Origin of the sequence: Paraburkholderia sp. BCC1885, assembly GCF_900996235.1 — a bacterium.
Taxonomy (GTDB): Bacteria; Pseudomonadota; Gammaproteobacteria; order Burkholderiales; family Burkholderiaceae; genus Paraburkholderia.
The window spans coordinates 199,426-225,568 of sequence record NZ_CAAJGM010000011.1 but is presented as its reverse complement, the minus strand read 5'-3'; the positions used below and the strand labels follow the sequence as shown (position 1 = coordinate 225,568).

Annotated in this window: 27 protein-coding genes; 10 read left to right on the top strand and 17 right to left on the bottom strand. The window is 63.8% G+C overall.

Going from position 1 to position 26,143, the window contains the following annotated elements:
- Nucleotides 1-577 precede the first annotated feature (577 nt).
- From FQ755_RS01170 to FQ755_RS01160, 3 genes are all read left to right on the top strand, one after another.
- Complete coding sequence (locus FQ755_RS01170; protein WP_186308378.1) at nucleotides 578-1,006, top strand: hypothetical protein; 429 nt, start codon at nucleotides 578-580, stop codon at nucleotides 1,004-1,006.
- A gap of 172 nt (nucleotides 1,007-1,178) precedes the next feature.
- Nucleotides 1,179-1,463 (top strand): HU family DNA-binding protein, encoded by a 285-nt coding sequence (locus tag FQ755_RS01165; protein WP_144150276.1) that lies wholly within the window; start codon nucleotides 1,179-1,181, stop codon nucleotides 1,461-1,463.
- Nucleotides 1,464-1,695: 232 nt separating this feature from the next.
- Complete coding sequence (locus FQ755_RS01160) at nucleotides 1,696-1,959, top strand: hypothetical protein (RefSeq protein ID WP_144150275.1); 264 nt, start codon at nucleotides 1,696-1,698, stop codon at nucleotides 1,957-1,959.
- 303 nt (nucleotides 1,960-2,262) lie between these two features.
- Here FQ755_RS01160 and FQ755_RS01150 read toward each other — a convergent pair whose 3' ends face one another.
- From FQ755_RS01150 to FQ755_RS01115, 8 genes are all read right to left on the bottom strand, one after another.
- Nucleotides 2,263-2,607, bottom strand: coding sequence for a tyrosine-type recombinase/integrase (locus FQ755_RS01150; protein WP_222105698.1), 345 nt, complete (start codon nucleotides 2,605-2,607; stop codon nucleotides 2,263-2,265).
- Nucleotides 2,608-2,704: 97 nt separating this feature from the next.
- Nucleotides 2,705-3,934 carry a tyrosine-type recombinase/integrase gene (locus FQ755_RS01145; protein WP_144150273.1) on the bottom strand — a complete coding sequence of 410 codons (1,230 nt, stop codon included), beginning with the start codon at nucleotides 3,932-3,934 and terminating at the stop codon, nucleotides 2,705-2,707.
- Complete coding sequence (locus tag FQ755_RS01140) at nucleotides 3,879-4,967, bottom strand: fatty acid desaturase (RefSeq protein ID WP_144150272.1); 1,089 nt, start codon at nucleotides 4,965-4,967, stop codon at nucleotides 3,879-3,881. The genes FQ755_RS01145 and FQ755_RS01140 overlap by 56 nt, the downstream gene beginning before the upstream one ends.
- Before the next feature lie 170 nt (nucleotides 4,968-5,137).
- A complete protein-coding gene (locus tag FQ755_RS01135) occupies nucleotides 5,138-5,881 on the bottom strand; it encodes a CDP-diacylglycerol diphosphatase (RefSeq protein ID WP_260858231.1) in 744 nt (247 codons plus the stop codon).
- A gap of 77 nt (nucleotides 5,882-5,958) precedes the next feature.
- Nucleotides 5,959-7,413 (bottom strand): indoleacetamide hydrolase, encoded by a 1,455-nt coding sequence (gene iaaH, locus FQ755_RS01130; RefSeq protein WP_144150270.1) that lies wholly within the window; start codon nucleotides 7,411-7,413, stop codon nucleotides 5,959-5,961.
- A gap of 262 nt (nucleotides 7,414-7,675) precedes the next feature.
- Nucleotides 7,676-7,879 carry a transcriptional regulator gene (locus FQ755_RS01125; RefSeq protein ID WP_144150269.1) on the bottom strand — a complete coding sequence of 68 codons (204 nt, stop codon included), beginning with the start codon at nucleotides 7,877-7,879 and terminating at the stop codon, nucleotides 7,676-7,678.
- A 365-nt stretch (nucleotides 7,880-8,244) separates the two neighbouring features.
- A complete protein-coding gene (locus tag FQ755_RS01120; RefSeq protein WP_144150268.1) occupies nucleotides 8,245-8,898 on the bottom strand; it encodes an NADPH-dependent FMN reductase in 654 nt (217 codons plus the stop codon).
- Between the two features lie 398 nt (nucleotides 8,899-9,296).
- Nucleotides 9,297-9,761 (bottom strand): hypothetical protein, encoded by a 465-nt coding sequence (locus tag FQ755_RS01115; RefSeq protein WP_144150267.1) that lies wholly within the window; start codon nucleotides 9,759-9,761, stop codon nucleotides 9,297-9,299.
- 516 nt (nucleotides 9,762-10,277) lie between these two features.
- On the opposite strand from FQ755_RS01115, the gene FQ755_RS01110 reads away from it, so the two are divergent.
- Nucleotides 10,278-10,562 carry a hypothetical protein gene (locus FQ755_RS01110; protein WP_144150266.1) on the top strand — a complete coding sequence of 95 codons (285 nt, stop codon included), beginning with the start codon at nucleotides 10,278-10,280 and terminating at the stop codon, nucleotides 10,560-10,562.
- A gap of 34 nt (nucleotides 10,563-10,596) precedes the next feature.
- On the opposite strand, the gene FQ755_RS01105 is transcribed toward FQ755_RS01110, so the two are convergent.
- A complete protein-coding gene (locus tag FQ755_RS01105) occupies nucleotides 10,597-11,001 on the bottom strand; it encodes a helix-turn-helix domain-containing protein (protein WP_144150265.1) in 405 nt (134 codons plus the stop codon).
- Between the two features lie 701 nt (nucleotides 11,002-11,702).
- On the opposite strand from FQ755_RS01105, the gene FQ755_RS01100 reads away from it, so the two are divergent.
- From FQ755_RS01100 to FQ755_RS01080, 4 genes are all read left to right on the top strand, one after another.
- Nucleotides 11,703-12,563 carry a DUF2092 domain-containing protein gene (locus FQ755_RS01100; protein WP_144150264.1) on the top strand — a complete coding sequence of 287 codons (861 nt, stop codon included), beginning with the start codon at nucleotides 11,703-11,705 and terminating at the stop codon, nucleotides 12,561-12,563.
- The gene (locus FQ755_RS37915) at nucleotides 12,560-13,378 is read left to right on the top strand and encodes a hypothetical protein (RefSeq protein WP_186308377.1); all 819 of its coding nucleotides are present in this window, start codon (nucleotides 12,560-12,562) and stop codon (nucleotides 13,376-13,378) included. The genes FQ755_RS01100 and FQ755_RS37915 overlap by 4 nt, the downstream gene beginning before the upstream one ends.
- Nucleotides 13,379-14,023: 645 nt before the next feature.
- Nucleotides 14,024-15,022, top strand: coding sequence for a porin family protein (locus tag FQ755_RS01085; RefSeq protein WP_144150298.1), 999 nt, complete (start codon nucleotides 14,024-14,026; stop codon nucleotides 15,020-15,022).
- 65 nt (nucleotides 15,023-15,087) lie between these two features.
- Nucleotides 15,088-15,510 carry a hypothetical protein gene (locus FQ755_RS01080; RefSeq protein ID WP_144150262.1) on the top strand — a complete coding sequence of 141 codons (423 nt, stop codon included), beginning with the start codon at nucleotides 15,088-15,090 and terminating at the stop codon, nucleotides 15,508-15,510.
- Here the strand turns inward: FQ755_RS01080 and FQ755_RS37080 are convergent.
- Nucleotides 15,482-18,619 carry a winged helix-turn-helix domain-containing protein gene (locus FQ755_RS37080; protein ID WP_186308376.1) on the bottom strand — a complete coding sequence of 1,046 codons (3,138 nt, stop codon included), beginning with the start codon at nucleotides 18,617-18,619 and terminating at the stop codon, nucleotides 15,482-15,484. The genes FQ755_RS01080 and FQ755_RS37080 overlap by 29 nt on opposite strands.
- A 191-nt stretch (nucleotides 18,620-18,810) precedes the next feature.
- Nucleotides 18,811-19,434: a GNAT family N-acetyltransferase gene (locus FQ755_RS01070; RefSeq protein WP_144150261.1), complete on the bottom strand. Its 624-nt coding sequence runs from the start codon at nucleotides 19,432-19,434 to the stop codon at nucleotides 18,811-18,813.
- A gap of 294 nt (nucleotides 19,435-19,728) precedes the next feature.
- Here FQ755_RS01070 and FQ755_RS01065 point away from each other — a divergent pair, with 294 nt between their 5' ends.
- Nucleotides 19,729-20,268 carry a hypothetical protein gene (locus FQ755_RS01065; protein ID WP_144150260.1) on the top strand — a complete coding sequence of 180 codons (540 nt, stop codon included), beginning with the start codon at nucleotides 19,729-19,731 and terminating at the stop codon, nucleotides 20,266-20,268.
- 94 nt (nucleotides 20,269-20,362) lie between these two features.
- Here FQ755_RS01065 and FQ755_RS01060 read toward each other — a convergent pair whose 3' ends face one another.
- The 5 genes from FQ755_RS01060 to FQ755_RS01045 form a co-directional block, all read right to left on the bottom strand.
- Nucleotides 20,363-20,818, bottom strand: coding sequence for a CesT family type III secretion system chaperone (locus tag FQ755_RS01060; RefSeq protein WP_144150259.1), 456 nt, complete (start codon nucleotides 20,816-20,818; stop codon nucleotides 20,363-20,365).
- A gap of 123 nt (nucleotides 20,819-20,941) precedes the next feature.
- On the bottom strand, nucleotides 20,942-21,109 hold the full coding sequence (locus FQ755_RS37075; RefSeq protein WP_171991560.1) for a hypothetical protein: 168 nt from the start codon (nucleotides 21,107-21,109) through the stop codon (nucleotides 20,942-20,944).
- A gap of 147 nt (nucleotides 21,110-21,256) precedes the next feature.
- Nucleotides 21,257-21,505, bottom strand: coding sequence for a type III secretion protein (locus tag FQ755_RS01055; protein ID WP_144150258.1), 249 nt, complete (start codon nucleotides 21,503-21,505; stop codon nucleotides 21,257-21,259).
- A 29-nt stretch (nucleotides 21,506-21,534) separates the two neighbouring features.
- Nucleotides 21,535-22,773, bottom strand: a complete 1,239-nt coding sequence (locus tag FQ755_RS01050) for a type III secretion protein (protein ID WP_144150257.1) — start codon at nucleotides 22,771-22,773, stop codon at nucleotides 21,535-21,537.
- A 246-nt stretch (nucleotides 22,774-23,019) separates the two neighbouring features.
- Nucleotides 23,020-23,919, bottom strand: a complete 900-nt coding sequence (locus tag FQ755_RS01045; protein WP_144150256.1) for a LysR family transcriptional regulator — start codon at nucleotides 23,917-23,919, stop codon at nucleotides 23,020-23,022.
- A 136-nt stretch (nucleotides 23,920-24,055) separates the two neighbouring features.
- Between FQ755_RS01045 and FQ755_RS01040 the strand changes: the two genes are divergently transcribed.
- Complete coding sequence (locus FQ755_RS01040; protein WP_144150255.1) at nucleotides 24,056-24,799, top strand: SDR family oxidoreductase; 744 nt, start codon at nucleotides 24,056-24,058, stop codon at nucleotides 24,797-24,799.
- Between the two features lie 38 nt (nucleotides 24,800-24,837).
- On the opposite strand, the gene FQ755_RS01035 is transcribed toward FQ755_RS01040, so the two are convergent.
- On the bottom strand, nucleotides 24,838-25,968 hold the full coding sequence (locus tag FQ755_RS01035) for an FUSC family protein (protein WP_144150254.1): 1,131 nt from the start codon (nucleotides 25,966-25,968) through the stop codon (nucleotides 24,838-24,840).
- Between the last annotated feature and the right edge of the window lie 175 nt (nucleotides 25,969-26,143).

The following is a 26,143-nucleotide window of genomic DNA, read 5'->3' as shown; positions in this document are numbered from 1 at the left end:
CAAGGCTCTCGATCTGCCGGGCGCTTTGCGGCCGCGCTGCTTTCCACTGTTTCCCGAGGAACAGCAGGTCATCAATCGCAAAGGACGTGTAGTGGGTGATCTCGATCGGTTTGTCCATGTCCGGCTTTCCACGGCTGCCGCATATGTCTGACGATATGATAGTTCTGAACCGGGAGTCGTGCGCAGGCGGGCGTTTGCCGTTACCCGGATGCCGAACTTGCAGCCTGATCATGGATCGTCAGAATGTCGGTTGGGTTCGGTGCGAACGTCAGCCAATGAGTTCACAAGCAGCCCTTGCGGTATCGGGACGGGGACTCGGGACGAATAGCCGACGGATGTGAAGCGAGGCTCGGTGAGGTTCTGTCGGCGATCATTTGTTGCTACAGTACCGATTTCTGGCGCGTGTCGGCTTGCCGGCCCGAACGGCCAGCCACGGTGTGACCGTGACGGGCCAGCCGACATGTCTGTTCGGCCGGCTCCTGCCGCGGGAATACCGCCCAGTTCTTGCTGCCCTGAATTCATGGTTCGTACGCACCGCCTCGCCACAAAAGCACGCAGAAAGCCGCTCACAAAGGACATGCTGTTACCCCTGCCGGTGGCCAGGGTCCGGGCAATGGCGCTTGAGAATCATCTCGCCCTGGCTACCCTGCGTAGTGGCCACGGCGGTGCCCAGCAGATGCTCTGCCTGTTGAAGGTGGTGTATCTCGCATATTTTCTCCGTGGTAGGGGATCACAGGGCGGCGAGATCGAGCTGTTCCGTGCAGCCGAAACAGCGCTACAGCAGAGCATCAGCTGTGCGGAGAACGGCAGGGAGTGGGCACTGCCCGATGTTGGCCAGAAGGCGCTGGAGTCGATCCTTGCGATCCATGACCAGCAACTCGGGACGGTGGCGGCATATGTGTATGAGGCGGCCTGGGAGCGGCTTCAGCGCTTCGTGCAGAGCGACGCGAGATCGCCGATACAGGCTGCCGCGACCGGTCAGCCTGCATCGGGAGAAATCGGATAGCGCGGTCCCCGGTCGATGTTCCTGGCCTATGCGGCATCGGATGAATTGCGCGTTCTGTGCATCCGCTGGGCATTGGCGTGTACCGCTTGAAGAGGCGGACGAGTTCCTTTATAACGACGGTTGTAGTCTGGACGTGGTCGTGAAGTGCAACAACGAATGAAGGAGAACAGTGATGAACAAGCAGGAATTGATTGAGGCGGTAGCTACCTCGACGGGCGCGAGCAAGTCCAAGGCTGGCGAGACGATTGACGCATTGATCGACACGATTAGCGGCGCGGTCGCAGACGGCGCGGATGTGCAACTGATCGGGTTTGGCTCATTTACGCAAGGCAAACGTGCCGCACGCGTCGGACGTAACCCGCGAACGGGGGAGGAGATTCGTATCCCAGCCGCGAAGACGGTGAAGTTTACGGCCGGTAAAGCATTCAAGGACGCGGTGAACGGTCACCGGAAGTGACGACAATAAAGGGGCGCCGCGGGTTAAACGAACTTCGAACATATTTCACAGATACGTGCGCCTGCGGACAGAAGCCAGGATGTGCGATTGGCGCTTGGGCCATGCATCAGCCTCTGATCCTCGGAATGACCGGGCGACGCGAGTGCCGCAAGTGTCAATCCGTTCTTTGAGCGACCGACCTTTGGGCGACAGCAGGGATAATTCCACACGCATCAAGACCTGGATCCCTGCTATGCGCCTCTATCACCTGACCGCCCAGAAATGGGCCGAAAAGATACGACGCGAACGCAGTTTTAACCTGTCGACGCTCGACGAGCTGATCGACCCGTTCGAGCTTTTCGGCGCGCCCATCGGAGAGAGGCGAGCCGGGCAACTCTTCAAGATCGCCCATGAACACTGGACCAGGACGTACCCCGGACGTGTAATTGCGTCACTGGCTATTGTGCATCCTATATCCGTGCGGGACGACTGGTGCCGGTTCTACTGCAGCATATGAGTTCGCAAATCGGTTTGCACCTTTACTACGGAAACAGGACAGATCAGCCCAAGCGGGTGCGAGCATTTCTGGATCTAGCCTTGGCTCGCCTGCATGACTGCAACGACTATGTCCTCGCTGACAAAGAGCTCGCGCGGTTTAAGTCACGACCCAAGCGGTCCAGCCGCGCGGGATAGTGGACTGAGCCCGCTCAAGCATATCGCACCCATTAACCGTGCGACCGAACCAGGTCGCGAAGCGGGTATTCGCCTGGCATCGTACGCTCACGCTTCGGCCGGAATCTGATCGGCGGTGCTGGCATCGTCAAGTGACTTTGCTTTCTTGTCGACGTCCGCCGACGAAGTCGGCCCACGCCTGCATCATCGGCCGGCGCAGGTTGAGGTCAGTGCGATGGTAGGCGGCCTCGGTATCGTCCTCAACCGCATGCGCCAGCGCACGCTCAGCGAGGTCACGTGAGTAGCCATACTCGCTCGCCCAGTCGCGGAAAGAGGAACGGAAGCCATGCGCCGTTGCGACCCGCCCAGGTGCATCGCTGACCGCCTTGGCCCGGCGCAAAAGAGCCGTCAGCGTCATGTCACTGAGCATCTTCGTGCGGGGCGAAGGGAAAACAAGGTCGGCGTGTCGCCGGTTCTCATGTTGCTGCTTCACGATGGCTGCCGCGATCGGACAACTGTTGGAGTCGGGTTGCCTTCCTATGCGTTTGGAGAAGTGAAGCATAGCGACACAAGCGACTTGCTGCGAACAATTAACCGCTCACGCCCTGAAGATAGTCGCCCCAATCCTGCATCATTTTCCGTCGTTCAGGAAATAACTCAGCTTTGTTATAAGCTCGGCTCGTCCGGTTCTTCTCGACGTGGGCTAACTGACGTTCAACCGCCAATGGAGCAAACCCCTGTTCGTGCGCCCATGTGCTAAACGTACCGCGTGTGCCATGCGCCCTAAATAGCCGTTCGTTGTTAAATCCGGCACGAATGAGCGCCGCATTGATTGTGGTCGCCGCCATCGGACGAGATCGGTCTCTCATGTTCGGGAAAAGATAGTCGTCTGCGGCTTTGGTACCTCTTATTTTTTGAATTCGTTCCAGAACCTGAACTGCCTGAGTGCTCAGTGGCACGATATGCGGACGCCCCATTTTCATGCGCTCAATTGGAATGACCCATGTCGCAGTTTGGAGGTCAATTTCCTTCCACGTCGCGCCTCGCAGCTCTGCAGTCCGCACCGAAGTTAGCAAGAGTAGGCGCATGGCCAGTTGTGTGAGTGGTGTCCCCACGACGGTAAAGGCATCCAGCACGCGTTTCAGTTCGTCGGTCTCCAGCGCACGATTGTGACGCGTAGCTGGAAGCGTCAGCACATCCGAGACCTTCAGAGCCGCAACCGGATTATTATCGGCCCGCCCGCTGATAATTGCCCGTCTGAAAATTGCATCAAGGTGCTGACGCAGACGTACTGCAATGTGCGGTGCACCCCCGGCCTTGCGTTCGCCACCTGAAAGGGTTTTGCGCTTGGCAATCGATTGCAGAAGATCGTAGACGTGGGCCACCTTGATCTCGCGTGCGGGCATCTTCCCGAGTGGCGAATCTTTCACGTAGCGTGAGAGAAAGCGTATGGCCTGCCCGCAGTAGTACTCGCTCCACCTGTCGCGGTTGTCTTCGATCCAGTCCTCGCAGACGGACCAAAAGGTGTTCTTGTTGTGTGCGATCGTCTGCAGTTGCAACTGCTGCTCATAGGCCTTGGGGTGGATACCGGACGCCACCAGCTTGGCCGCTTCGTTGCGACGTTGGCGGGCGTCGTTTATCGACAGATCTGGGAATCGCCCGAGTGTATAGCTGCAATCCTTGCCATCCAGCCGGTAGTCAAATTTCCATGCCTTCGAACCCGAGACCGACACCCGCAGGTACATGGAATCGCGGTCACGGAGCTTATAGGGCTTGGCCTGCGGTTTGGCGTTCAGCAGTAGTAGGTAAGTCAGCTTCATGGAGTTCTCCTGGACGGATAACTACCATGAATTTTACCCGCAATTTACCCGCAAAGAGGCGGGAAGCAGTGGGACCGCTCGGGATCAAGCGGGATAGATCCCCATAAACTGGGCTTGCAACCGGAGCGAACGCGTAGAGCCTCAGCCATTCGCTGTAACCCTTTACCAGAAAGCCTCCGGAGCGTTCAATATATTGCTGACGGGAGCTCTGATAGACGTCCCGCAGTGCAAACCAGGGAACATGAGGCAAGTCATGGTGGACCAAATGGTAGTTGTTGTTCAGAAACAGCAGACGCCAGAACCACGCCGCTTCATTCAGCACAGTGCGATGCTCGACGGTCTCGGCCACCCGATGCTCCTGAAACGACCGCACCGAACTCAACGACAGCGCGCCATAGCCCACGCCCAGCACGAACAGCCACGCCGGAATCCCGCAAGCCGACTGCAGCCACCACGCGAGCGCGGCCACCGATGCCACATGCGCGAGCCACAGCGGCACGTGACGCCATTCGCCGCGCCCCACCTTGCGGGCGGCCTCGATGCCGGTGGCGGCAATCGCGAAAGCAGGACCGACCAGCAGGCGTCCCGCGAAGGTATTGCGCAGCGTCAGCAACCCACGCGTGGCCGCGCCGGCACGATGCCATGTATTTAGGGTAACGAAGTAACTTTCGGGATCATGTTCGGGACGGGTCAGATGGACGTCCTCGTGATGCCGCAAATGCGAATCGCGGTAGATGCCGTAGGGGAACCATACGGCGAGCGGCGCGAAGCCCAGCAGGCCGTTGATGAGACGCGAACGGGTCGGATGCCCATGCAGCAGTTCATGCTGCAAGGACATGTACCACGCGCCCAGCAAGGCGAGCAGCGCGGTGGAGAGCGGTAGTCCGAGACTGCGCGCATGCATGGCGACGCCGAACCATCCGCCGTAGATCGTGACGATCAGTATCCATGTCGGCCACTCCGTGCGCCAGGTCCAGCTCGCGGCGAGGCGGGCCAGGGCTTTGCGTTGCGTGTCGTCGAGATAGATCGCCATCGGCAGTACGGGTGGTGCCCAAGGATACGGAAAGCGTCAGACGACGCGTTAAAACCGATCCTACTGGCCACCTTGCCCGCGACGAACCATTTTGTTGCGCAAAGCATCTGTGAAAAAGCGCTTAGGGCCTGCCGGCGGGCGAAGGCGGCGCGAGCGCTGCGCAATAGCCGCTACGGTTGCGGTGCGGCCGCCAGCCTGCATTTGTGATCCAGCAGGCCTTCCGCGGTGCCGCTCCCTTTGTCGATGTCGAGGCCGCTGTTGAGCACGAGCCAGCCGTCTTCGTCGGTGGGGCCGGCGCCGGTCACGAGGATGGTCTGCGTCGCCATGGCTTGCGAATCCGGATGGTCGCGGGCGACGATCCGGAACGGATCGTTGTCCTGCGTGAGGCTGGTGACGCGCATGACCCGGTAACGCGAACCGTCGAGCGTCTGCCAGCGCCATTGACCCGGCTCATCGTGACGATCGGCGGCGAGCGCGTCGATGATGTCCGTGCGCATGCAGTCCATATGAATATGCAACTGCTGCTGGGAGCGGCGAAATTCCGAATTGATTTCCAGTCCGAACTGATTGGCGGCGAGCGGCTGTTTGATCGGCGCTTCGACCACCTTGCGCGAATTCCAGCCGTCCTGCCAGTAGTCCGGCGCGCTGGCGTCAAGGATGATCGGGCTTTCGATGCCGGTGATGCGCTCGGTTGGAATCAGCAGATGCTGCGTGCGTCCGAAGATGTCTTTGAGGATCGCATAGTGGCCGTTCAGATCGACGCTGACGCATTGACCGGGCCGGCCGCTGGCTTGCGCCTCGGGCACGCATTGCCCGCCGACGATTTTCCATAGCGCGTCCGGATCGGCGGCGGCGATTTGCGCGCAGCTGCTGGTGAGCAGCGCGACGGCGACGAAGGTTGCAATGCGTCCCACGGTGAAGTCCTTAAAACGCCGCAACGCATGGCCGGCCTGAGCGGGCGCAACCGCGGGTGCCGCTTTCTGCGCGCGCATTAAAGCGTGGGTGCCGGCAACGCGCCGAGCACCTTCTCAAATGCCACGCCAATGGCGAGCAGACGGCGGTCGCTGCCGAGCGGGCCGTCGAGTTCGAGTCCTACCGGCAAGCCCTCGGCCGTCAGGCCGGCCGGCAGAGAGAGGCCCGGAATGCCGGCGTTGCTGGCTGGGTCGGTGTTGTGTAGATAGGCGTCCATTTCATCGATAGGTGCGCCGCCGTTGATCGACACCGCCGAGGAACCGGCCAGGTCGTCGATCGGCACGGCCGCGAGACGGGTGGTGGGGAACAGCAGCGCGTCGAGCTGCTGCGCGGCGAAGGTTTGCGCATATAACTGCTGCAGCTGCGGCCGCCATACGGTCAGCGCGCTTTGATACTGCTGGGCAAGCGGGTCCTCGATGATCGCATCGAAGATCCGGCGCACGTCTGGGCTGGCGATGCGCGCGGCAATCTCCGCCAGCGTCTTGACCGGTGCATCGTTGGCCACCAGCCATGCCGGTATGTCCTCATATGCCTCGTGGATCGCCACGGCCGAGGCCACCTTGCGGTTCAGGTCGAGCAACTCGTCCATCTCGACCTGTACGAAGGTCACGCCGGCGGCTTCCAGTTGCGTCAATGCCGCGCGCACGACGTCTTCCAGCGCGTCGTCGAGGCCTTCCCATAGCTGAGCGGGCAGGCCGATGCGCAAGCTATTCAGCGTTACTGCGGTCAATGGTCCGGCGCCTGTCACGACGCCGTCGAGCAGGGCAATATCGGTGACATTGCGCGCTATTGGACCGACGGTGTCGCGCGTATGGCTGATCGGCACCACGGCGTGCGGATCGTGGTAGCGCCGTTCGGCGCCGCCATCGCCCACTGACGGTCGAAAGCCCGTCGTGCCCGTCAGGGCGGCCGGAATGCGGGCGGAGCCGCCGGTGTCGGTGCCGAGCCCGGCCGGCACGATGCGCGCGGCAACCGCGACCGCCGTGCCGCCCGACGAGCCGCCCGGAATCAGCCCGGGGTCGTAGGGATTACGCACCGGTCCGGCGTGTGCCGCGAGGTTGGTGCTGGTGATGCCGAAGGCCAGTTCGTGCATGTTGGCCTTGCCGAGCACGATGGCGCCGGCGTCCAGCAGGCGCTGCACCGTGGGCGCGTTTTCGCGCGGCACGAAGCCCTCCAGCGCGGGCGTGCCCGCCGAAGTCATGAGTCCCTGCGTATTGATGTTGTCTTTGACGACGATCGGCAGGCCGGCCAGCGGCAATGCCGCGCGCTCGGCGGGCGTCAAGGCGTCGAGCCGTTGCGCGGCGGCGAGCGCGCCTTCCATGTTGAGCACGGTGAGCGCGTTGAGCGTCGATAGCGCGGCGGCGCGGGCGAGCAGGGTGGCGATGTACTCCGTGGCTGTCAGCCGGCCGCTCTGGATGGCAACCACGGCTTCGGTTGCGGTGAGGGCCAACTGTTCGTCGACGGTCCATGTCATGCGTAAGATCTCCTCGTGGGCCCGCTCGGGGTTGCGCGTCCAGACAAAACCGCAAGCATACCGCTGCCTGGGCTTCCCAGAACCGCTCTTCACGTATGAGATCGTCGCAGATGCGTGTGACAGATACGAACGGCAAATGCGTATGACACGCGCGTAACGGGCGCATGCAGTAGACGCATGTAAGCCGCGCGTGACAGGGCGGAACGTGCCGCCTATTCTGTCACAGCCGCTTAAAGCGCGTCGTCAGCTCCGCAGCATGCCTTTATTGGTGACTGTCGACCCACATGCGTCCCCAGCGGAACGCGTACGCCACCGCGTGTTCTTCGTCGAAGAAGTAGTCGAGCGCGTCGAATGAGTAGGCACGCCCGTGGTCCGCCGTGGTTTTCCCGATGGTCAGATTCGCGGCGAACAGCCCGTTGGGCAATTGCTGCGCGTCGGGGGCAACCTCGTAACCTTTGTATTGGATAGCTTGTCGATCATATTCATGGCGATGGTTCTGCCCGCATGCGTTGCAAAGGAATCTTTACGCATAGTGCCGACCGGATGGTGGGCGGGCAGGAACTAGCGTAGGCCGGGCGGCCTCACGCGTGAACCAATCATTCGTCGCAAGCAAATCACGCCGGACCTGGAACGGTCTTCGTGAATTCGACTGAGGCGGCCCCGGATGCGTTGCTATCACTATCCGGCGTGCCGTTCAGTCTGTCTGTGGGGTGGGCCACGCACAGCGCCGCTGCAGGTCCGTAAGCGGCGTCGTGCGTTTAACGGGGCGCGTAAGTGAGCCGGTAAGTGAGCCGCTTAATTGGCCACTTATATGGCCAATTAACTGGCCAATTAGCTGGCGAGCGTCAGGACCTTGGCCTTGCGGGTTTCGGCGGCCGTGCCGGGATGCGCCGGCGCGTGCTGCGCGCTGAACGCGAGGGCGAACTGGGCGGCCTGCTGGCCGACAGTGGCGAGCTGATCGACCACTTTCGGGTCGGAGCAGCTATCGACGGTCTCGAAGCGAGTTTCGAGAGTGTTGATGCCGGCGCCGAACGGCGTGGGCCAGCCGCGCAATGCGTGGACGATCGAGCGCAGTGAAGTGAGCACCGAACCGGCGGCCTGCCAGCCATAAGCCGTGACGATGCAGCCGACCGCGCGGCCATCGAGGTAAGGACGCTCGTCGGCACGCAGTTCTTCCAGTGTATCGAGGGCGTTTTTCACCAGACCCGACACGCCGCCGTGATAACCGGGCGTGGCGATGATCAGCGCGTCGGCCTGGCGCACGGCTTCGATCAGCTCCAACTGCGCGTCGGTGCGTTGCGGATCTTCAGGTGCGTAATGCGGCAGGCTATGCAGAAAGGTGCCGCCGAACAGACGGGTGCGGGCGCCGGCCGCTTCCGCGCCGCGCAAGGCAAAACCGAGCGCGCGCTCGGTCGACGACGCCGCGCGTGTCGTGCCGCCAATGCCGATAACGAGCGGGCGGCGATTTTGATCGAAACTGGTCAACGAAATGCTCCTTCGGTAGCGGCAGTCGCGGCTTCGCACGGGCTGCGCGCAAGCCTGCCAACTAAACTTGACGTAAACCGCCATCTTAGTGACCGATGGTAGCAGCGCGAAGCGACTTTTCGTTCTAACGATATACGTCGAGAGGGTTATCCATCCATGCTCAGCATGAAATGCACCTGAAGCGGGCATGGATAAGCAAAGCGCAAAGAGTTGGTTGGAGACGTCGATGGTCGGCGGCTATGATCGGCTCGTCTCCTCCATGACTACTCCTTGACATGGGACTCGGCCCCGCTATCGCAAGATGACGGGGCTTTTTTTTCGGGCTTGCTGGAGTCCGGGCTTGGGGACCGTGTTTGTGGGTGTTTGTGCTTGCGTGCCACCTGCGGGGATTCACGCGCTTATGGCTTGTCGAACCTCGGCCATGGCGTCGGCCGGTCGCTTTGCGCGAAGCGTGCGAGACGCTTGTGCACCTCGCGCATTGCGCTGACGGGAGCCAGCCGTAACTGGTCGTCGTGCAACGTCAGGAGTTGTTCCAGCACGGGCACGTCGGTGTCGTCCAGCCGCCAGACGTCCTCGGCGCTCGCGCGGGCTGCGCTGCACTCGAGCGCCTGTTCGGCCTGCGCAAAGAGTGCTGCGTCGGCCGCGCCGAAACCCGCTTCCCGCAGATACCAGGCCACGTACAGAATATGAATCAGCTCGCTTAGCAGATGGCCGTTTCCCGAACCCGCGCGCAACGCCTCCAGGGCAAGATGACCGCGCAGCGAGCGGGCGCGGATCGATTCGGCCGCAAGCGGCAGCAGCATGGCTCGCGCTGCCGATTTTGCGCCCGAACTTCGCCTCGCCGGATGTTTCCTCGTATTCATTTTGGGTGAAACTCGTCAAGCCTGCCGGATTTTGAGCCGCGATTTTATCCGCACGCACCCTTTAGACGATTTGATTTTTCTATTTTTAAAACAAACAGGCTAATAATCCCAGGTTTCAGGGATATTAAAGCCGGAAAGATGCGTAATGGATGGATGTGCCGGTGTCGGTTTGTCGATGCGCGGCGAACAGCGTGTGACTCCAGGCGGAGCGGGCGTTTGAGACCATGCCGGTTAATCGCGCTACGTGCATCGAATTTTTGGAGGCCGGATTTTGTGAATTTTTTTCGGATTTGCATTTTTTAATGCGAAATATGTTCCGTTGGGCTATCCCGCCGAAATATCTGTCACGCAATTTGCATTGAAATTAAACGGTACGAAGATTCAGTTAAACGCCATTACCCTGCATTCAGGCGGGTGCGCGGCCCCTCGCTGCAAGTCCGGATTTCTCCATCCGCTTCGACGCGTTGTCACATCCATCTGCTACATGGAAGGGGACAACCCGTGTAGGAGAGCCATGTGAGCACCCGAGTCCCCGATCTGCGCCCCGCGTTTGCAGCGAAGCATCTGTTCGAGAGTTGTTTCGTGGACCTCGGCAGCCACTCTGCCGACAAGGCGCTCATCGCATTGACGGACGCCGTGCATGCCGAGCAGCGCGATATGAACGCTTACGACTGGATCACTCAGGCGCTGCCCGGCGCCACGCTCAAGCCGGCGCTGGCCTTCGGTACTGTCGGCGAGTTGTACCGCTCTTATACGCGACCCGCCGAATTGGGCCGGCTCAAGGAGATCTGGCGGTCCTGAGAAGCGGGTGCCGCGGCCGCGGCGCGGCGCCGGGTCAGCGGCTCGATTTCGACAGCCGGTGGCCGAGCCCGAGATTAGTGGCGATCTGCCACGTGTAGACGCGTGAGTATTGGACGCCGAAGCGCGAGCCGATCAATTCGCGCAAGCGCGCATTGGTCCATGCGTCGCTGGGAAAGCCGTGCGCCTGGGCGGAGCCGCGCAAGGCGGCGGCGATCCATTCGAGCGCGGCGGCGTCGAGCGCCGATGAACGGCCGCCGACGCTCATTTTCTTCAGCGCGTCGAGGCCGCCTTCGTCGAGGACGGCCTTGTAGCGTTTCACCGTGGCCGTGGACAGGTGCAGCGCCTTGGCGACCGCGCCCACCGATGAGCCGGCCAGCAGCATTTGCGCCGCGTTCATGCGCCGCGTGACAGTCGGAAGCTCTTCGGTTCGGGAGCGCATGAGATTGACCGTCCATTCAAGTCCGGGGCCGACGGCGCGAACGCCGCTCGCATCTGCAATCATTCCTCTCCGGGACGCGGATCCCGCACTTCAAGTCTCTTCTGTGCCGGACCTGTTCCGGGCGTCACCCTGCCGGGGCCGTAGAACCGGGCGGGGCCACCCTGACATCATTAGTAATAAATGATTTTTTATTGGCTGTGTGCGATAGGACAAAAATAAAAGCGTTTTCGATTTTTTTCGTTTTATATGACGTGAAGCACCTCGCGTTATACCAGCTATCCGATTGAAACAATCTGCCGCATCGTTACGGATTTTGACGTCCCGGTATTGTTGCTTGATGTTCCTTAAAACGTTTGCTAGCATCCAGTTACAACTTTACCGTCTGAAGATTTTTCCGGAGATTTGCTTCGCACACTGGCCCGGTGCGCCAGTTGAGGCTCTCCGAGGACTTCGTATGGCCGATCCACAGCGAGCTTTTCTCGTTTAGTGCTTAAATGGCATCGCGCTATTCAACCCGTTTTTCTGTTTCCTGTTTTGCAGCATTCTGCCGGTGTTTATCCCCTGAGTAAAATGGGGTTGTTTTCCGCATAAATCTATTCTTACTGATGGGAAGCCGGCTGGATACAAAATCCGTCGATTTTTGAAACGATAAAGCCGTTAATGACAGTTGGTGCAACGTTTCAGTGATTTAGGAGAGCATAGTGAACCTGTTCAATTCACGTCGGGACGGTCGGGACGGCGCCAGCGCCTTGCGGGTCAGGCGCCTCGTCCTGCTGGGCTCCGCGCTGACCGCCATGGCCGGCGTGCCAGTTGCCCTGGCTCAGGCGCCGGCGTCGGGGAGCGATGAAGCGGCGCAGCCGCAAGGCGAGATGCAACCCCAGGCCGTCGACGCCCTGAACAAGGTCGGCGCCTATCTGCGCAGCCTGAAGAGTTTCCGGATCGTGGCGGACAGCGTCACGGACGCCGTGCTCACCACGGGGCAGAACGTCGGCTTTCTGCATCGCACGGAAATGTCGGTGCAGCGGCCGGACAAGGTGCGGGTCGTGATCACGGGTAGCCGCGCGCCGAAGGGTCTCGTCTACGACGGTCACACGTTCGTGCTGTTCAACGACACCGCTCACTACTACAGCAAGGTGCCGGCGCCGCCCACCATCCGCCAGCTGGTGGCGGACGCCGACGAGAAATACGGGGTTCAGTTTCCGCTCGTCGACCTGTTTTATTGGGGCGAGCAGTCGGACGACGAAAAGGCGCTGACCAGCGCGCTGTTTATCGGGCTCGACAAGGTCGGCGGCAAGTGGTGCAACCACTATGCGTATCAGCAGCCGGGGCTCGACTGGGAACTGTGGGTCCAGACCGGCTCGCGGCCGTTGCCGTGCCGGTTCGTCGTCACGGACACAACCCAGCCATCGCGGCCGCAACACGCTGTCAACTATGAGTGGACGCTGAATCCGACCTTCGAGGCCGGCACCTTTACGTTCCATCCAGGCCCGGGCGCGCGGCAGATTCCGCTGCGTCCGGCCGCGGCTACGGCGGACGACGATCAACAGGGAGACGCGCAATGAAACCACTGACGCGACTGACCGCTATTGCGCTCGCCCTGACGTTTTCGGCGACATCGGCTACCAGCTTTGCCTTTGGGATTCGTGGCGGGGCCCGCACGAGTATCCACGGCGGCGGTGGGGGATTCCACGGCGGAGGAGGCGGAGGCTTCCAGGGCGGGGGCGGGGGCGGAGGCGGCTTCCACGGTGGCGGAGGTGGCGGCGGCGGGTTTCAGGGAGGCGGAGGCGGGGGGCATGGCGGCGGCAATGTCGGCGGGGCACCCGGCGGCGGTCAGTCCCACGGCGGTGGTGGACAGTCCTCGCACGGCGGCGGCCAGCCGTCTAACGGAGGCGGTGGAGGCGGCGGGTCGAACTCGCACGGCGGCAGTAACGGCGGCGGCCAGAATTCACACGGCGGCGGCAACAATGTCGGCAGCAGCGAACACCACGATAACGGTGGCAGCAGCGAACACCACGATAACGGTGGCGGCAGCGACCATCACGACAGCGGTGGCAGCGACCATCACGACAGCGGCGGCAGTGATCACCACGACGATGGCCATCACGACGACGGTCACGATCATCACGACGACGATCATCATCACGATGATGACCACCATCACCACGATGACGGCTGGTATGTCGATCCTGTCGCGGTCGGCGTGGCGGTGGGCGTGACGACGGCAGTCGTGGTGGGGACAACCGTCGCAGCCCTGCCGCCGAGCTGCACGAGCGTCATGGTTGCCGGTGTGGTGTACCAGCAGTGCGGCCCGAACTGGTATCAGCCGCAATACGTGGGGGCGACGGTGCAATATGTGGTCGTCAGTCCTCCAAGGTAATTGATGACTTGGAACCGGCGTGCGATGCCGCAAGAGGTTTCCCACGCCGGTCTCCTGTGCTGGTCTTTCAAGCCGGCAGAGGGACGTGGCATAGCAAAGCTGGTAAGCGTTAGACAGGTGCAGGAAAGCAGCGCGTCCAGTCGGTCCTGGGGGCGCGCGGTAGCGGCGTCTGCCCGCACTCGCAGTTATGCAAGGACTGACATGGACATTGAACTCGAGGCGCGGATTGCCCAGTTGCTTCTGCGGGCAGCGCGGCGCAGGAAGCTCGTCACGTATGGCAGCTTCCACACGATCTTTCCACCGGATATGCCTTTGAACCGGCGCTATCTGGCGTTGGAAAAGGCGACGTCCTCCATTTGCGACCTGCGGCTCGCGGATTACGGCGCCCTCCTGTGTACCGACTCCGGTTTGCCCGGACCGGATTTCTACGTGCGCTTCAGGCGCGTGCATGCCGAGCGCTACTACGCGGTGTTGGGCGCAGACCGTACCCGCAAGCTCAAGCTCGTAGAAAAGCAGCGTTTTGCTCGCGAGGCGCGTGAAGAGGTGTACCGGCACGCGCGCGCCGCTACGGCAGAGGCATCCGCGGCCGCGTCGCCGGATACGTCTTCAGATGCGTCCAGGCCGGCGGAAACGGTCGCGGGACGGATGCCGGCGCAGCCGGTTTGCAATGTCCTGCTGCTGGGTGCGGCGCTGGTCGCCGGCGAGTTGCTCGGTGCGCCGGCCGCCGAGGCCCAGGAATTCTCGCTATTCGGCGGCGCCGCCAGGGCGAGCAATACTGACACCTATACATGGGCCTTCAATTACCAGGAAGGCCTCGGACAGTATTTCGCAGCGAGCTTCTCGTGGCTGAACGAAGGCCATGTGCCCGACCATCATCGCGACGGCCAGCTGCTTCAGCTATGGGGCCGCGTTCCGCTTGGCAATCCTAAGTTTATTCTGCAGGCGGGTATCGGCCCTTACCGCTATTTCGACACCACCACTGCCGATCAGGGCGGTAGCTATTCGGATACGCACGGTTGGGGCGTCGTCTATAGCGTGCGTGCCGCGTATTACGCGTCGAGCCGCTGGATCGCGCAGTTGCAGCTCAATCGTGTGCACGTGCAGCGCGGCCCGGATGCGACCAGCGTCATGTTCGGCGTGGGCTATCAGCTCGACGCGCCGGACAGCCCCGGTCCGCGTGACTGGGCGTCCAGCAGCACGGCCAACGTGACGAACAACGAAGTGGCCGCGTATCTGGGCAAGACCATCGTCAATTCGACCAGCTCGCCGTCGGCATTGGGCGGCGCCCTTGAATACCGGCGCGGGCTGGCCCGCTATCTCGACGTCACGCTCGGTTATCTGCATGAAGGCAGCAGCAAACTGGCGCGCCGCGACGGCATCACCAGCCAGTTGTGGGCCACCCGCGCGTTCCTGAACGACAAGGTCACGCTTGCCGTGGGCGCGGGTCTGTACTACGCGATCAACGAAAACGAGAATAGCGAGTCGCCGGGACCGGGGGCGGGCAAGGTCTCCGGTCTCGTGACGATTGCGGGCTCGTACCGTCTTACCCAGCACTGGGATGCGCGGCTCGAATGGAACCGCGTGGTGACGCGTTATGACCGCGATACCGACGTGATATTCGCCGGCGCGGGCTACCGGTTCTGACGCAACGCGACGGAGCGGGCAGAGTCTCGCAGGCGCGGCGAAGGTCTTGCGCAAGGAGGTCGACGATGGGCATGACAGCTTCGGTTCGCCCGGCCGGTCACGGCATCGCCGGACTGTGCCTTGCGGCATGCTGTGCCTGTTGTGCATGCATGGCGCAGGCCTACCAGGATCCCGGCGCGCTCGCTGACCGGATTCAGTCGGCCGGCCGGGGCGCGCATCTCGGGCGCGAACTGTGCGGCTTTAAGCCCGCCACGGTCGCCGATTATAAGGAGCGGCTCAGGCGCTCCCTGTCAGCCCCGCCAGAATTCGACACGCAATGGGACTATGGCTGGAAACGCGCGGAGCCGATCCTGCTGCAGTATCAGTCGTTGCGGGCAGGCGATCCGCAGGACTACGAATCACGCGTGCGGCTCGTCTGCGCAACGCTGCACGGTCTCGCCAGACGTTTGCCCAAGCCCGCTACCAGGGACGCTCAACCGTCGCAATAGGTGCAGCGGCGGATGTGTCGCCGGACAGTGCATCCAGTGCCTCGATATCCACCGTGATACGCAGCGCGAGACGCCGCGCGTCCTGCTGACGGGCGCGCTGCAAGGCATCGTCGAGAAGCGGCCGGACTGCGTGCGCCGGTTCGCCATTGGCGAGTTGCACCATCGCGGACAGGCGCAGCAGTTCCGGCACATACCAGAGTTCGCCGGTGCGTTCGCTGCGCCGCACCGCGCCGAGCAGCGTCGCCGCCAATGATGCAGTCAGTTCCAGTTCGTCGCGCAGCGCGATGCGCGGCAACAGCGTGGCGATGAATGCGACGTCCAGCAGATAGATGTCGTCGCGGGCGATGCGTCTAAGCGCGCTGCCGACCACGCGCTTCGCGGCCTGCTGATCGCCGCGGCGCGCGTCGAGCCACAGGCGGAAATCGAGCCCGGCGCGCAGCCAGCGCCGCACGCCCGCCACCCGCGCTCGCGTGACCAATGCCGCCGCGCACGATTCGGCCAGCACGATATCGTCATCGAGCGTCGCCAACGCACAGGCGAGGCCGAGCGCGATACAGCAGGCGACAGGCTCGCTTTCGTCAATGGGGTCACGAAACGCGCTGCGCAGCGGCGCCGCCACGTTGGGCTCGCCGGCCAGCCACTGGGTGACGGCCAGCACCGCGCGCGCGACCAGATGCAAAGACAGGCCGTAACCCGTTGCCATTGCGTTGGCTTCGTGGCAGGCGTCCTCGTCGAACGGCTCGGCGGCTGCGTCGCCGGCCAGTCCGACCACCGGCGCAAGGAGGCGGATCGCCGCGTCGTACTCGCCCGCATAGGCCCGCATGACCCCTTCGATACGCCGTGCGTTAACGCTGACCGCCGGCCATTGCGTGGCCGTGGCGATTTCACTGAAGGCCTGGCTCAGTTCGCGGCAGCGCGCCACCTCGCCGGCTTCCAGCGCGCCCATCGCGAGACTGAACAGCGCGCGCAAGCGGTAGGGCGTGTCGGCGCAGATATTCGCCAGTTCATACGTGCGCTGCCAGCTTGCGACGATCTCTTCCGCCTCGCCATGGCGCATCGTCAGGGCACGCGCGAGCACTGCGCGCAGACGCATCTCGTCGCGGATGCGCCGCATCGACGCGGTATCCACGCGCTCCAGCGCGGCACGGGCCCAGCCCACGTATTCGTCGACGAGCGAAAGCGTGACCCACACGGGCGCGGTATTGTCGAGCAGGTCCGCGCACAGTTCGACCTTGTCGGCGAAGACCGCCCATTCGAGTGCGGCGCGCAAGGCATCGATGTCGTGGCGGCTGTGCAACGCGCCGCCCGTCAGACCTGCACCGAAGCGCCGCTCCATGTCGCGCGCCACGAAATGCGCGTGATGGGCCGCTGCGTCGGTGCTCTCGCGGGTTCGTTCGAGCGCGTCCAGCGCGAAGCGGCGCACGGCTTGCGGCAGACGCAGGCGCAAGGCCCCGTCGCAATCCACCTCGTTGATGAGGCCGGCATCCACCAGTGCGCGCAACTGGTTTTCGAGCGCATCCGCCTCGCGCGGACCTGATTCGTAGTCCGTATCAAATGCACCTAGCACGGCGAGTGCGGCCTGCTGGGTAAACGCGTTGGCGAATACGCCGAGGCGGCGCAAGGTGATGCGCGTGGCGCTGTCGAGCGCTGCATACGAAAGCTCGATCATGGCTTGCACCATTACCGCACGCGGCAGCACGATGCGGCGTGCGCCGGTGCGGCGCGTCATCACGGCGTCGAGTTCCGCGGCGAAGGCAGCCAGCGCCGTTTCAACCGGCGCTCCGGCGCGCACTTGTGCGGCGACCGTCGCGGCGGCGAGTTCTACTGCGTAGGGCACCCCGTCGATGCGCCGGCACAGCAGCGACGCGGCCGCGAGCGTCGCTGGTGCGAAGTCTTGCGGGTCGAGTGCGGCCGTGCCGCAGCCGCCGGTTTTCAGACCATGACCGAGCCGCGTGAGCAGCAGATGCAGCGCGTCGTAATCGAGCATCGACTCCGCTTGCGGCGCGCCGTGGAGCGGCTCGGGCGGCACGCGCAAGGGCGCCACGGCGACGGTCGATTCGCCCGCAATGAAGAGCGGGGTCTCACAGGTGGCGACCACGTGCAGGCCGCGTGTCGCGGCAACGAGGGCTTCGATGGTCGCGCCCGCGGCTTCGCTCAGGTGGTCGCAATGATCGACGATCAGCAGCATGCGCCGTGCGCCGATCAGCGCGGCGAGGCGGGCCGGCTCCGCGAGTCCTTCGGCCTCGGCGGGACGCGCGTTCGGTTCCTGACCGACCGCGGCGGCGATGGCGTTGACGACCCGGTCGGGCTGCGCCAGCGACGCCAGCGCGGCGCATACCGCGCCGTCCGGGAAGTGCGAGGCGAGGCGCGTGGCGGCCTCGGTGGCGAGCCGCGTCTTACCGATGCCAGAGGCGCCGGTCAGCGTGACGATGCGGCGGGTCGGCACCAGCGCGAGCAGTTCGGACAGTTCCGCATGACGCCCGACGAACGGCGATGGGTCGATCGAATGCGAGCGCAGCGACGCCACGGCGCTGGTGGGTACGGGGGCGGGCGGCGGCGACGGCGCGAGTTCGGCGCCGGGCCGCGCCCCGCGCAAAAAGGTGGAGCGCACCGTGCCGAACGGCGGCGGCGACGCCACGCCGATTGCGGGGCCAAACGCGGCGGCTGCAGGTAACGCGACCGTGGCGCCGCTCGAAGCGCCTGCTGGCAGGAACGATGTGGCGAGCGACGCCGCAATGCTGCTGGCGCCGGCCGTACCCGCATCGAGCCCTGTATCGGGCGATTCGACGAGGCGAATCTCGCCCGCGAAGCGGTAGCCGCGTCCCGGCACGGTGACGATGAGGTCGCGCTCGTCGCTCAATGCCCGACGAATCGCCGAGATTTGCGCCTGCACCGTGTTGGCATCGATATTCGCGCCGGGCCAGACAATCTCGCGCAACTCCGCCGTCGACAGCACGCGGCCGCGCGCGTCGAGCAGAGCGGCCAGCACGGCAAAAGGGCGCGTGGCCAGTTCGATGACGGCGCCGTCGGCGATCAGAAGGCCGACCTCGCGCGCGAGCCAGAAGCGCGAGAAAGCGATCATCTGTCCCGTTAGCCGCGGTAACGACATCGAGGCATCTCCGGCGTAGTTGTTGTGTGGTCGGTCATCCGGCGGGGATCGCTGCCGGGGAAGCATCGTGACGCGCCGGGCTGCGGCTTTCGTCAGACCTATGCATTATCGCCTGAGAGCTGAACAATTGCTTGAGTCTGGAACACTTCTTCATCCATCGGGATTGCAGGGCGTTTGCTGCGCTGCGGCGTTTATGCGTCTTCGAGGCTCCATTCCAGCGTGCCGCGCAACCACGCTACTCCTTCATTGGGCGGCTCCGGCAAAGCGGGGACAGGACGCGTGCGTGCGTACAGGTAGCTGTTATCGGCAATCAGGTTGCGGTTGGGACGCGGTTCGTGATTCCTCAGGAGTGCTTCCTGAACGAAACCGAGCCGCTCCATGCTGCTGTGCGCGGCGCCGTCGACCGCGCAGCACGCGAACAGCCGGTACACGCCCGGCTGTTCGATTAGCCAGTCGAGCAGATCCTGCAGCGCCAGAATGCCCGCGCGCCGCCGCCGTGCTCCGCCGAGTCTGCTGATAATGACGCCCACTTCGATGCGTGGCAGCGCCGGTTTCAGTTCGATCAGCGCGGTGAGGCGGCCGGTCTGCCTGCATTCGAGCGCGTAGCGGATCAACGTGCCGTCCTGCCAGCCGCGCAGCGCTTCGTCGATGAACAGGGCAGTCTGCTCGACGCTGCGATGGCGCGGCACCGGCAAGTCGCGCATCGTGCCGGCGTCGCCGAGCATCTGGTCGAACAGGGCGGGCGCATCGGCTGGCGTGAGTGGGCGCAGCAGCAGAGACGGCGTTTCCATTGTTTCGAGCGGGACGAAGCGCATGATCGGATCCGGTGAATGAGGCTGCTCCGTAGTGTGCCGGCAAGCCGCGTCGGGCAGACGGCGCGGTGCGAAACGGCGAGCGCGGGGGCGAAGCGCGCGTGCGGGCCTGTCCCTTCGAGGGCGGCTTCGCGTCGGGTGACGCGGTTTCGCGCCGGGCGGCGTGTGCATGCGGACGCAGCAGTATGGTCGGAGAGGATGCGAGTCATATTGTTCCTGCGCCCGCGCTGCTTTCATCGCGACTGGGCGCGGTGCAACCCGTAGTTTCAACCCGCAGTTCCATCAGGAGCCAGCACCATGACGAAAACTCCGTCGATCGGCGGTCACAGCAGCCTCGCGCCACTTGCGGATGCCGTCACGCCGTCTTCTACGCCGGTGGGCGGCGGCAAGGCTGCTGAAACCGGTGCACAGGCCGGTCCGCAAGGGGGCGCCGTGCTGAACGGCCTGAATGCGCTGAAAACTGGCGGCAAGTCTTCGGGTGGCGGTGCGCGTGCGTCGTTCGCGGCAAAACCTTCCACCACCGAACGCGGCGGCACGCCATACGTGCCCGGTGGGCCTGGCTCGAAGACCAGCGTGAGCGGGCGCGTCAGCAACCTGCTGCACGATGCATCGGCGCGGCTCGGGAATATGGGCGGCGGACGACTTGGCGGGCTGCTGCAGAATGCTTCGGCGGTGTCGAGTAATGTCGGGGGGCTCGCGCAGGCGGGGGCTGGGCTCGTCTCGGCGGGGATGAGCGTGGTCGGTTCGATCATGCAGATCGAGCAAGCGGAGGCCAGTGAGATCGCCAAGATTGCCGAAACGGGCGCACAGAATGTAGAAAACGCCGCGAAGGGCTGATGGGAAGCCAGGGGCTTTAAGCCGTTTCGGAAGCCCTTTTAGCGATTTAGGCCCTTGCCTGGCCGCTCAATCCTGCCTGGGCCCATTTAACCGTTCAAGCCCGCAACCAGAAGAACTCGCCCGAGGCGACGCCTTCGAACATTTCGTCGTTCGATTCCACGATGTTTTGCCGCCAGTAGCGGCCATGTTCGGCGTAGTGCGCGAGCAGATCGGCAAGCGCCTCGCCGTTCAGGTCGTCGGAGAACGGCAGACGCAGCACTAGAACGACGCCGCCCGAGTCGGTGTCGAGTCCCAGTTGCGCCTGGTCTTGTGCATAGATCAGCAGATTGGCTTCGAGCATCAGCCGAAATACCGCGAGCGTGCGCCCGGCTGTCACCGTGCCGAAGTGGAAATTGGCGTACATCGCGTCGATGTCGCGCTCGAAGTAATCGAGCCGCACGTCGAAGCCTTCGACTTCGATCGAGCGCGTGCGCAGGACGTGGTCGGCGTCGCCGAGACCGACGGTCGCGCACAGATCGGCGATCAGCTGGGTATAGCGCTCACTGCTCATGCCTGAACCTCGATAACGCAGCGAAAGACGGCCGATGCACGCACGGGACATGCACCGGCCGCGTCGACGGCGCACCGCCCCACGCGCAAACGCGCAGCGATGCGCCTGCCGGGCTAAGGCCGCTTAGCTGCCTTGCGCGGCGCTCTTGACGTTGCTGGCACCGCTCTTGGCGATATCGGAGACCGATGCGTACATGCTCTGCTCGACCTGCATCTGAGCAGACATTTCGGTCATCTGGTCCATCTCGCTGGTGAGACCTTGCATCATCGAGCCTGCGCTTCCTACGGACATGAGAACCTCCAGTGGGTGTGGAACGAAAAGTGGCCTACATCGAGACCTGCTGCCGTGCCGGCCGTTGTGGCCGCATACCGGCACAGCTAGCGCGTTGACCGGGCGCGGCCGCCATCATGACCGCCGCGCGCCGGCAGGGGGCTCCCGTCAAGCGAGTGCGGCGCCCTGTTTTTCCTGAAGCCGCGCCAGCACGCGCGACGCAGCCAGAAAGCCGCGATACAGCTTCGCCAGATTGTTGCGATCGAGGTCGCTCGCGCCTTGCGTCTCGCTGATCTGCTGGGCGGTCTTGTCGAGCGCGTGACGGATGGCTTCGATGCGCGGCGCGCCGGCCGGGTCGGCGAGCCTCTTCGGCAAGTCGTTGAAGTCGCTGCTATAGGGTTCGAGTTGCTCGTACATATCGATCTCCTGGGTTTCCTGAGTGAGAATCAGCCTGCCGGGCCGTGTTGCCTCGCGGACGACGGCGCGGCGGCTGCCGGCAGGGTGGCGGGGTCGGGCAGCGGCACGCCTGCGTCGGCGCTGCGGCTGACGGTGTCGTTGTCGGTGCTGGAGGTGGCGTTCACGTTGGCTGCCGTGGCCGTGCTGGCGGCGCTGGCGGCATTTGCAGCGTTTGCCGCAGCCGCGTCGCTATCCGAGGCGCCTGCGGGTGGATCGACCGCGTAGATGTGCTTGACGCCGTCGGGCGTTTCGGCATATTTGACGTCGTCCGATGAAATCATTTCGGAGTACGACGCTTCGGCGGGAGCATCCACGGCGCCGGCGGTTTCGGACGCCTGCACCACGATGCCCCGGACATTGGCGTCCAGGTCCGCGCGCACCCGCGCGAGCGCGGCATCGAGACTGGCGCGGCTGCTGACCTTGCCGGTCACCGCGAAGGTGCCGCCGCCCTGATATTCCACGTGTGCGCCCGCAATCCCCAGCGAATCCTCGATGCTGCGCGCATCGTTTTGCGCGACATCGTAATTGCGCGAGATGCCGTTCTCCGCAATGCGTTCGAGCAGGGTGCGCACGGCCTCGTCGTCGGCGGCGGTGGCCACCATGCCGGTTACCACCACGGTGCTACCTAGCGCATGCGCATGCAGGCCGCTCACGTGCGCGGCGGCGAGCGCTTCGCTGACACGCTCCGCGCGCTCGTCGGCGTTGTGCGGCAGCGCTGCGCGGCTCATCTGCGTGGTGGTCAGCAGCGATACGGCGACGATCACGATCCCAAGCGCGAAGCAGGCCACCACGGCGCCGACATAGCGGTGTCGCTTTTTGCGCTCGGCCGCGAAGCGCGCTTCGGCGGGGCGTGTAAGCAGCGTGGAAAGCAGATCGAGATCCGAGGGCCATGCTGCATCGTCGGCGCCGATGCACAGGATGGTGTCGTCGAACTGCATGGGCACGAAATCGACCAGCAGGATGACTTCTTCCTGCGTGACGGGAAGATTCGGCGAGCTGTTGGCCAGCGCGGCGTCGGTGTTTGCCGCTTGCGGCGCGCTTGCGTGATCGGGCGCGAGGCGCTGCGCACTCACCACGCCGCTGGCGTCGACGTGCAGCAGCGTATCCGCGCCACGCCAGTCGGCGAGGCGGATGTCGGCATCGTCGTCCGCGCCGATGCGATGCGTCCCCGGCGTGAGCTGCAGTTGCGCTCCCGCGTGGACGCCCGTCAGTATCCGCAGCAGTTTCATCGTGCTCGCACAGGGTCGGTGAGAAGGGATCCGGTGGCGGCGCCGCACGGCGCTCCAGCCTTGCCGGCTCGATCGACCCTAATGTAGGCGTTTGAAAGCGGATGTTCGCGCGGGGATGCGAAGGCGGCGCGTCGGATGCGAAGCGCTGGGGGAGGCGGCGGCTTGTGCCTCGATGCCGCGTGACGTCTCGATGGCCCGGCACGATGACGCTATGAATTAGCGTATCGATTTCGCGTATCCGCTTCTTTATCCATCCAGTCCCGACGCTTCAAAAATCTCGCGCAGCCATTGCGCGAATACTCTGACCCGCGACGAAAGCTGACGGTTTTGCGGATACAGCACGGATACGGGCATCGGCGGCGGTGGCAGATCGGCGAGCACGATCTTCAGCGTGCCCGCCGACAACTCGCCCGCCACCCGATAACGCGGCACCTGCACCATGCCGAGCCCGGCCACGGCAGCGCCCGTGTAAAGATCCGCGCCGCTCACCGACACCACCGATGGAAGCTGCATCTCGACCACTTCGCCATCGACCGTGAATTCCAGCGGCAATGCCCGTCCCGAGGCGCTGGAGATGTAGTTCACCGCCTGATGGCCTTCGAGTGCCTGCAGCGTCGCCGGTTCACCGAAGCGCGCGAGGTAAGTGGGACTCGCCACGGTCACCTGGGCCATGGTCGCGACGCGCCGCCCCACCATCGACGAATCCTGCAGCGTCCCCGCCCGCAACACGCAATCGACGCCCTCGCGCACGAGGTCGACCAGACGGTCGTCCTCGCCGATATGCAACTCGATGCCGGGATATTGCGCGACGAACTCGGGCAAGGCGGGCACGACAAAGTTTTTCGCCAGCGTCCCCTGCACGTTCGCGCGCAGCAATCCCTTCGGCGCGACGTCGCGGAACGAGCCCTCCGCTTCTTCCAGATCGGCCACGAGGCGCACGCAACGTCGATAAAACGCCTCGCCGTCATGCGTCAGACGCACCGTGCGCGTGGTGCGTTCGAGCAGGCGCGTGCCGAGCCGCTCCTCCATGCGCTGCATCAGGTTGGTGACGGTGGCGCGCGGAATCTGCAGGTCGTCGGAGGCGCGCGTAAAGCTGCCGCGCTCGGCGATCCGGATAAACACCTGCATTTCCTGAAATCGGTCCATACGGGGCTCGTGCGGTCTATTGTTAATGTGAATGGAATGATGATACCAGCCGGCTCGTAATTATCTTTGCAATCGAATGGTCGAAGATACGTTTATCCATTCAGTAACTTGAATCACTCACGGCAAGGAGCACATCATGACCATTACCCAAAACAGCCAGGTTGCCATCGTGACGGGCGCATCGCGCGGGATTGGCGCTGAAGTGGCGCGCCGGCTCGCCCGCGGTGGATTCGCGGTTGCCATCAATTACGCGTCGAGTTCGAAGGAAGCCGACGCGCTGGCCGTCGAACTCTCGGCGCAAGGGACCAAGGCGATTGCCGTCAAGGCCAACGTGGCCGACGCCGGCGAAGTCCGCGCGATGTTCGGGACCGTCGAACAGCAACTCGGCAAGATCGACGTGCTGGTGAACAATGCCGGCGTGCTGAAAGCGCTGCCGCTCGCCGAAACCTCCGACGCGCTGTACGACCAGACTTTCGACATCAACGTGCGCGGCACTTTCAACACACTGCGCGAAGCCGCGGCGCGCATGAACGAGGGCGGGCGCATCGTCAATTTTTCGAGCACGACGCTCGCGCTGAATATGCCGGGCTACGCGATCTACAACGCGACCAAGGCGGCGGTCGAAGCCTTCACCCGCGTCTTCGCGAAAGAATTGCGCGGCCGCCGCATCACAGTGAACGCGGTTGCGCCCGGCCCGGTCGCGACCTCGCTGTTCCTCGACGGCAAAACTGAAGAGCAGATCAAGACCTTCGCGAATATGCCGCCGTTGCAACGCCTGGGCGAGCCCGAGGACATTGCCGCCGTGGTCTCGTTCCTCGCTGGAACCGACGCCGGCTGGGTCAACGGCCAGATTCTGCGTGCGAATGGCGGCCTCGCCTGAGGCTAGAGGTGCGCGGGCGGCACGCGTTGCGTCGCGGTCTATTTGTCGGGACTCGCGGATCGCAGTGGAAAAATGCACATGGCGGCGATCAGGCCGATCGCGCCGCCGAGCAGCGTCTCCCACGCGCGCGCCGCCAGCAGGGGGATCGAATGCACGCCGCTTGCCGCCAGCGTGACGATCAGCGTGAAAGCGAACGCGCCGCAGGCGATGTCGTAGCGCTCCGGCAACGCCATTGCGTAGATGACCATGGCGATGGCGGCCGCCGCCCAAATCAGCAGCGGCGCATGTTCAGCGACGGGCAGGCAGGCCAGGCCGAGCGGAACGCCGATCAAGGTGCCGATAATCCGGCGCCGCACGCGCTGTATCGTGCCGGTTGCCGAACCGGCGACGACATACGTGCACGCGGTAATCGCCCATGCGGATTCTTCGAGGCTGATCAGCCTGTTTAGCAGACAGATCGCCAACGCGCCGATGGCCGCCTGCAAGCCCATGAAGAACTGCGGCGAGCATCCGCCCGGCAAGGGATTCGGTAAAGGCGCGAGCGCCGCCGCGATGACGGGCCGCTCCGCAGGCCCGCTCAGCATGCGCGGCACGACCGACGCCAGTGCGGCGATCAAGGTGGCGACGGCAATCGCCCATAGATCGGTGGCGGTTAAATGCGTGCCGTATGCGAGTAACTCGCCGATGTAGATTTGCGATCCGACGCCGGCGCCAAGCACACCGAAACGTTTGAGGTAGCCCACCAGAAATGCGCCGATCACCAGCGCCAGTTCGGAGGCGCCTCGACCCATGAGTTGCAACGGATTCGATAGCAGTACGAACAGAATCGCGCCTAAAGCGGCAGCGCCGCTCAGCAGGATCAGATCGCGGCTCGATTCGGCGCGGGTTGTTTTGCCTTCGGAGACGCTGGCCCATAACGCGAAGCTGCCGGCGAGGTAGCCCAGCGAGACGCTGCCAGGCACGCTGTGGGCGATGTCCTGCAGCGTCCCAAGGGCGGCTGCGATGCCGTAAGCGGTGACGAGCCGCAGGCCTTTGATGCGACGGTGGGTACCAGGGTCGACACGATCGAGCCAGCCGCTGGCGGCAGCGGCCGGCTGCAACAGGCCGTGCGGCGGCGTTGTGCCTGGATCGGCGGGACGTTGTGGGCGGCTGTCCATGGTGGCGTCCATGAAGGGTTCCGGGGAACACGTGAACGGCAATGCCAATGGAAATGGCAATGCGGGAATTATCCACGCAGTCTGCGGGCGACGAGACGATTCTATGGGAGGAGGCCAATGACAATCGTAACCGCCATCCGCGCCCCATGCCGACAGGTTAATCGAAAGCGGCGGATTAGATCCCGCA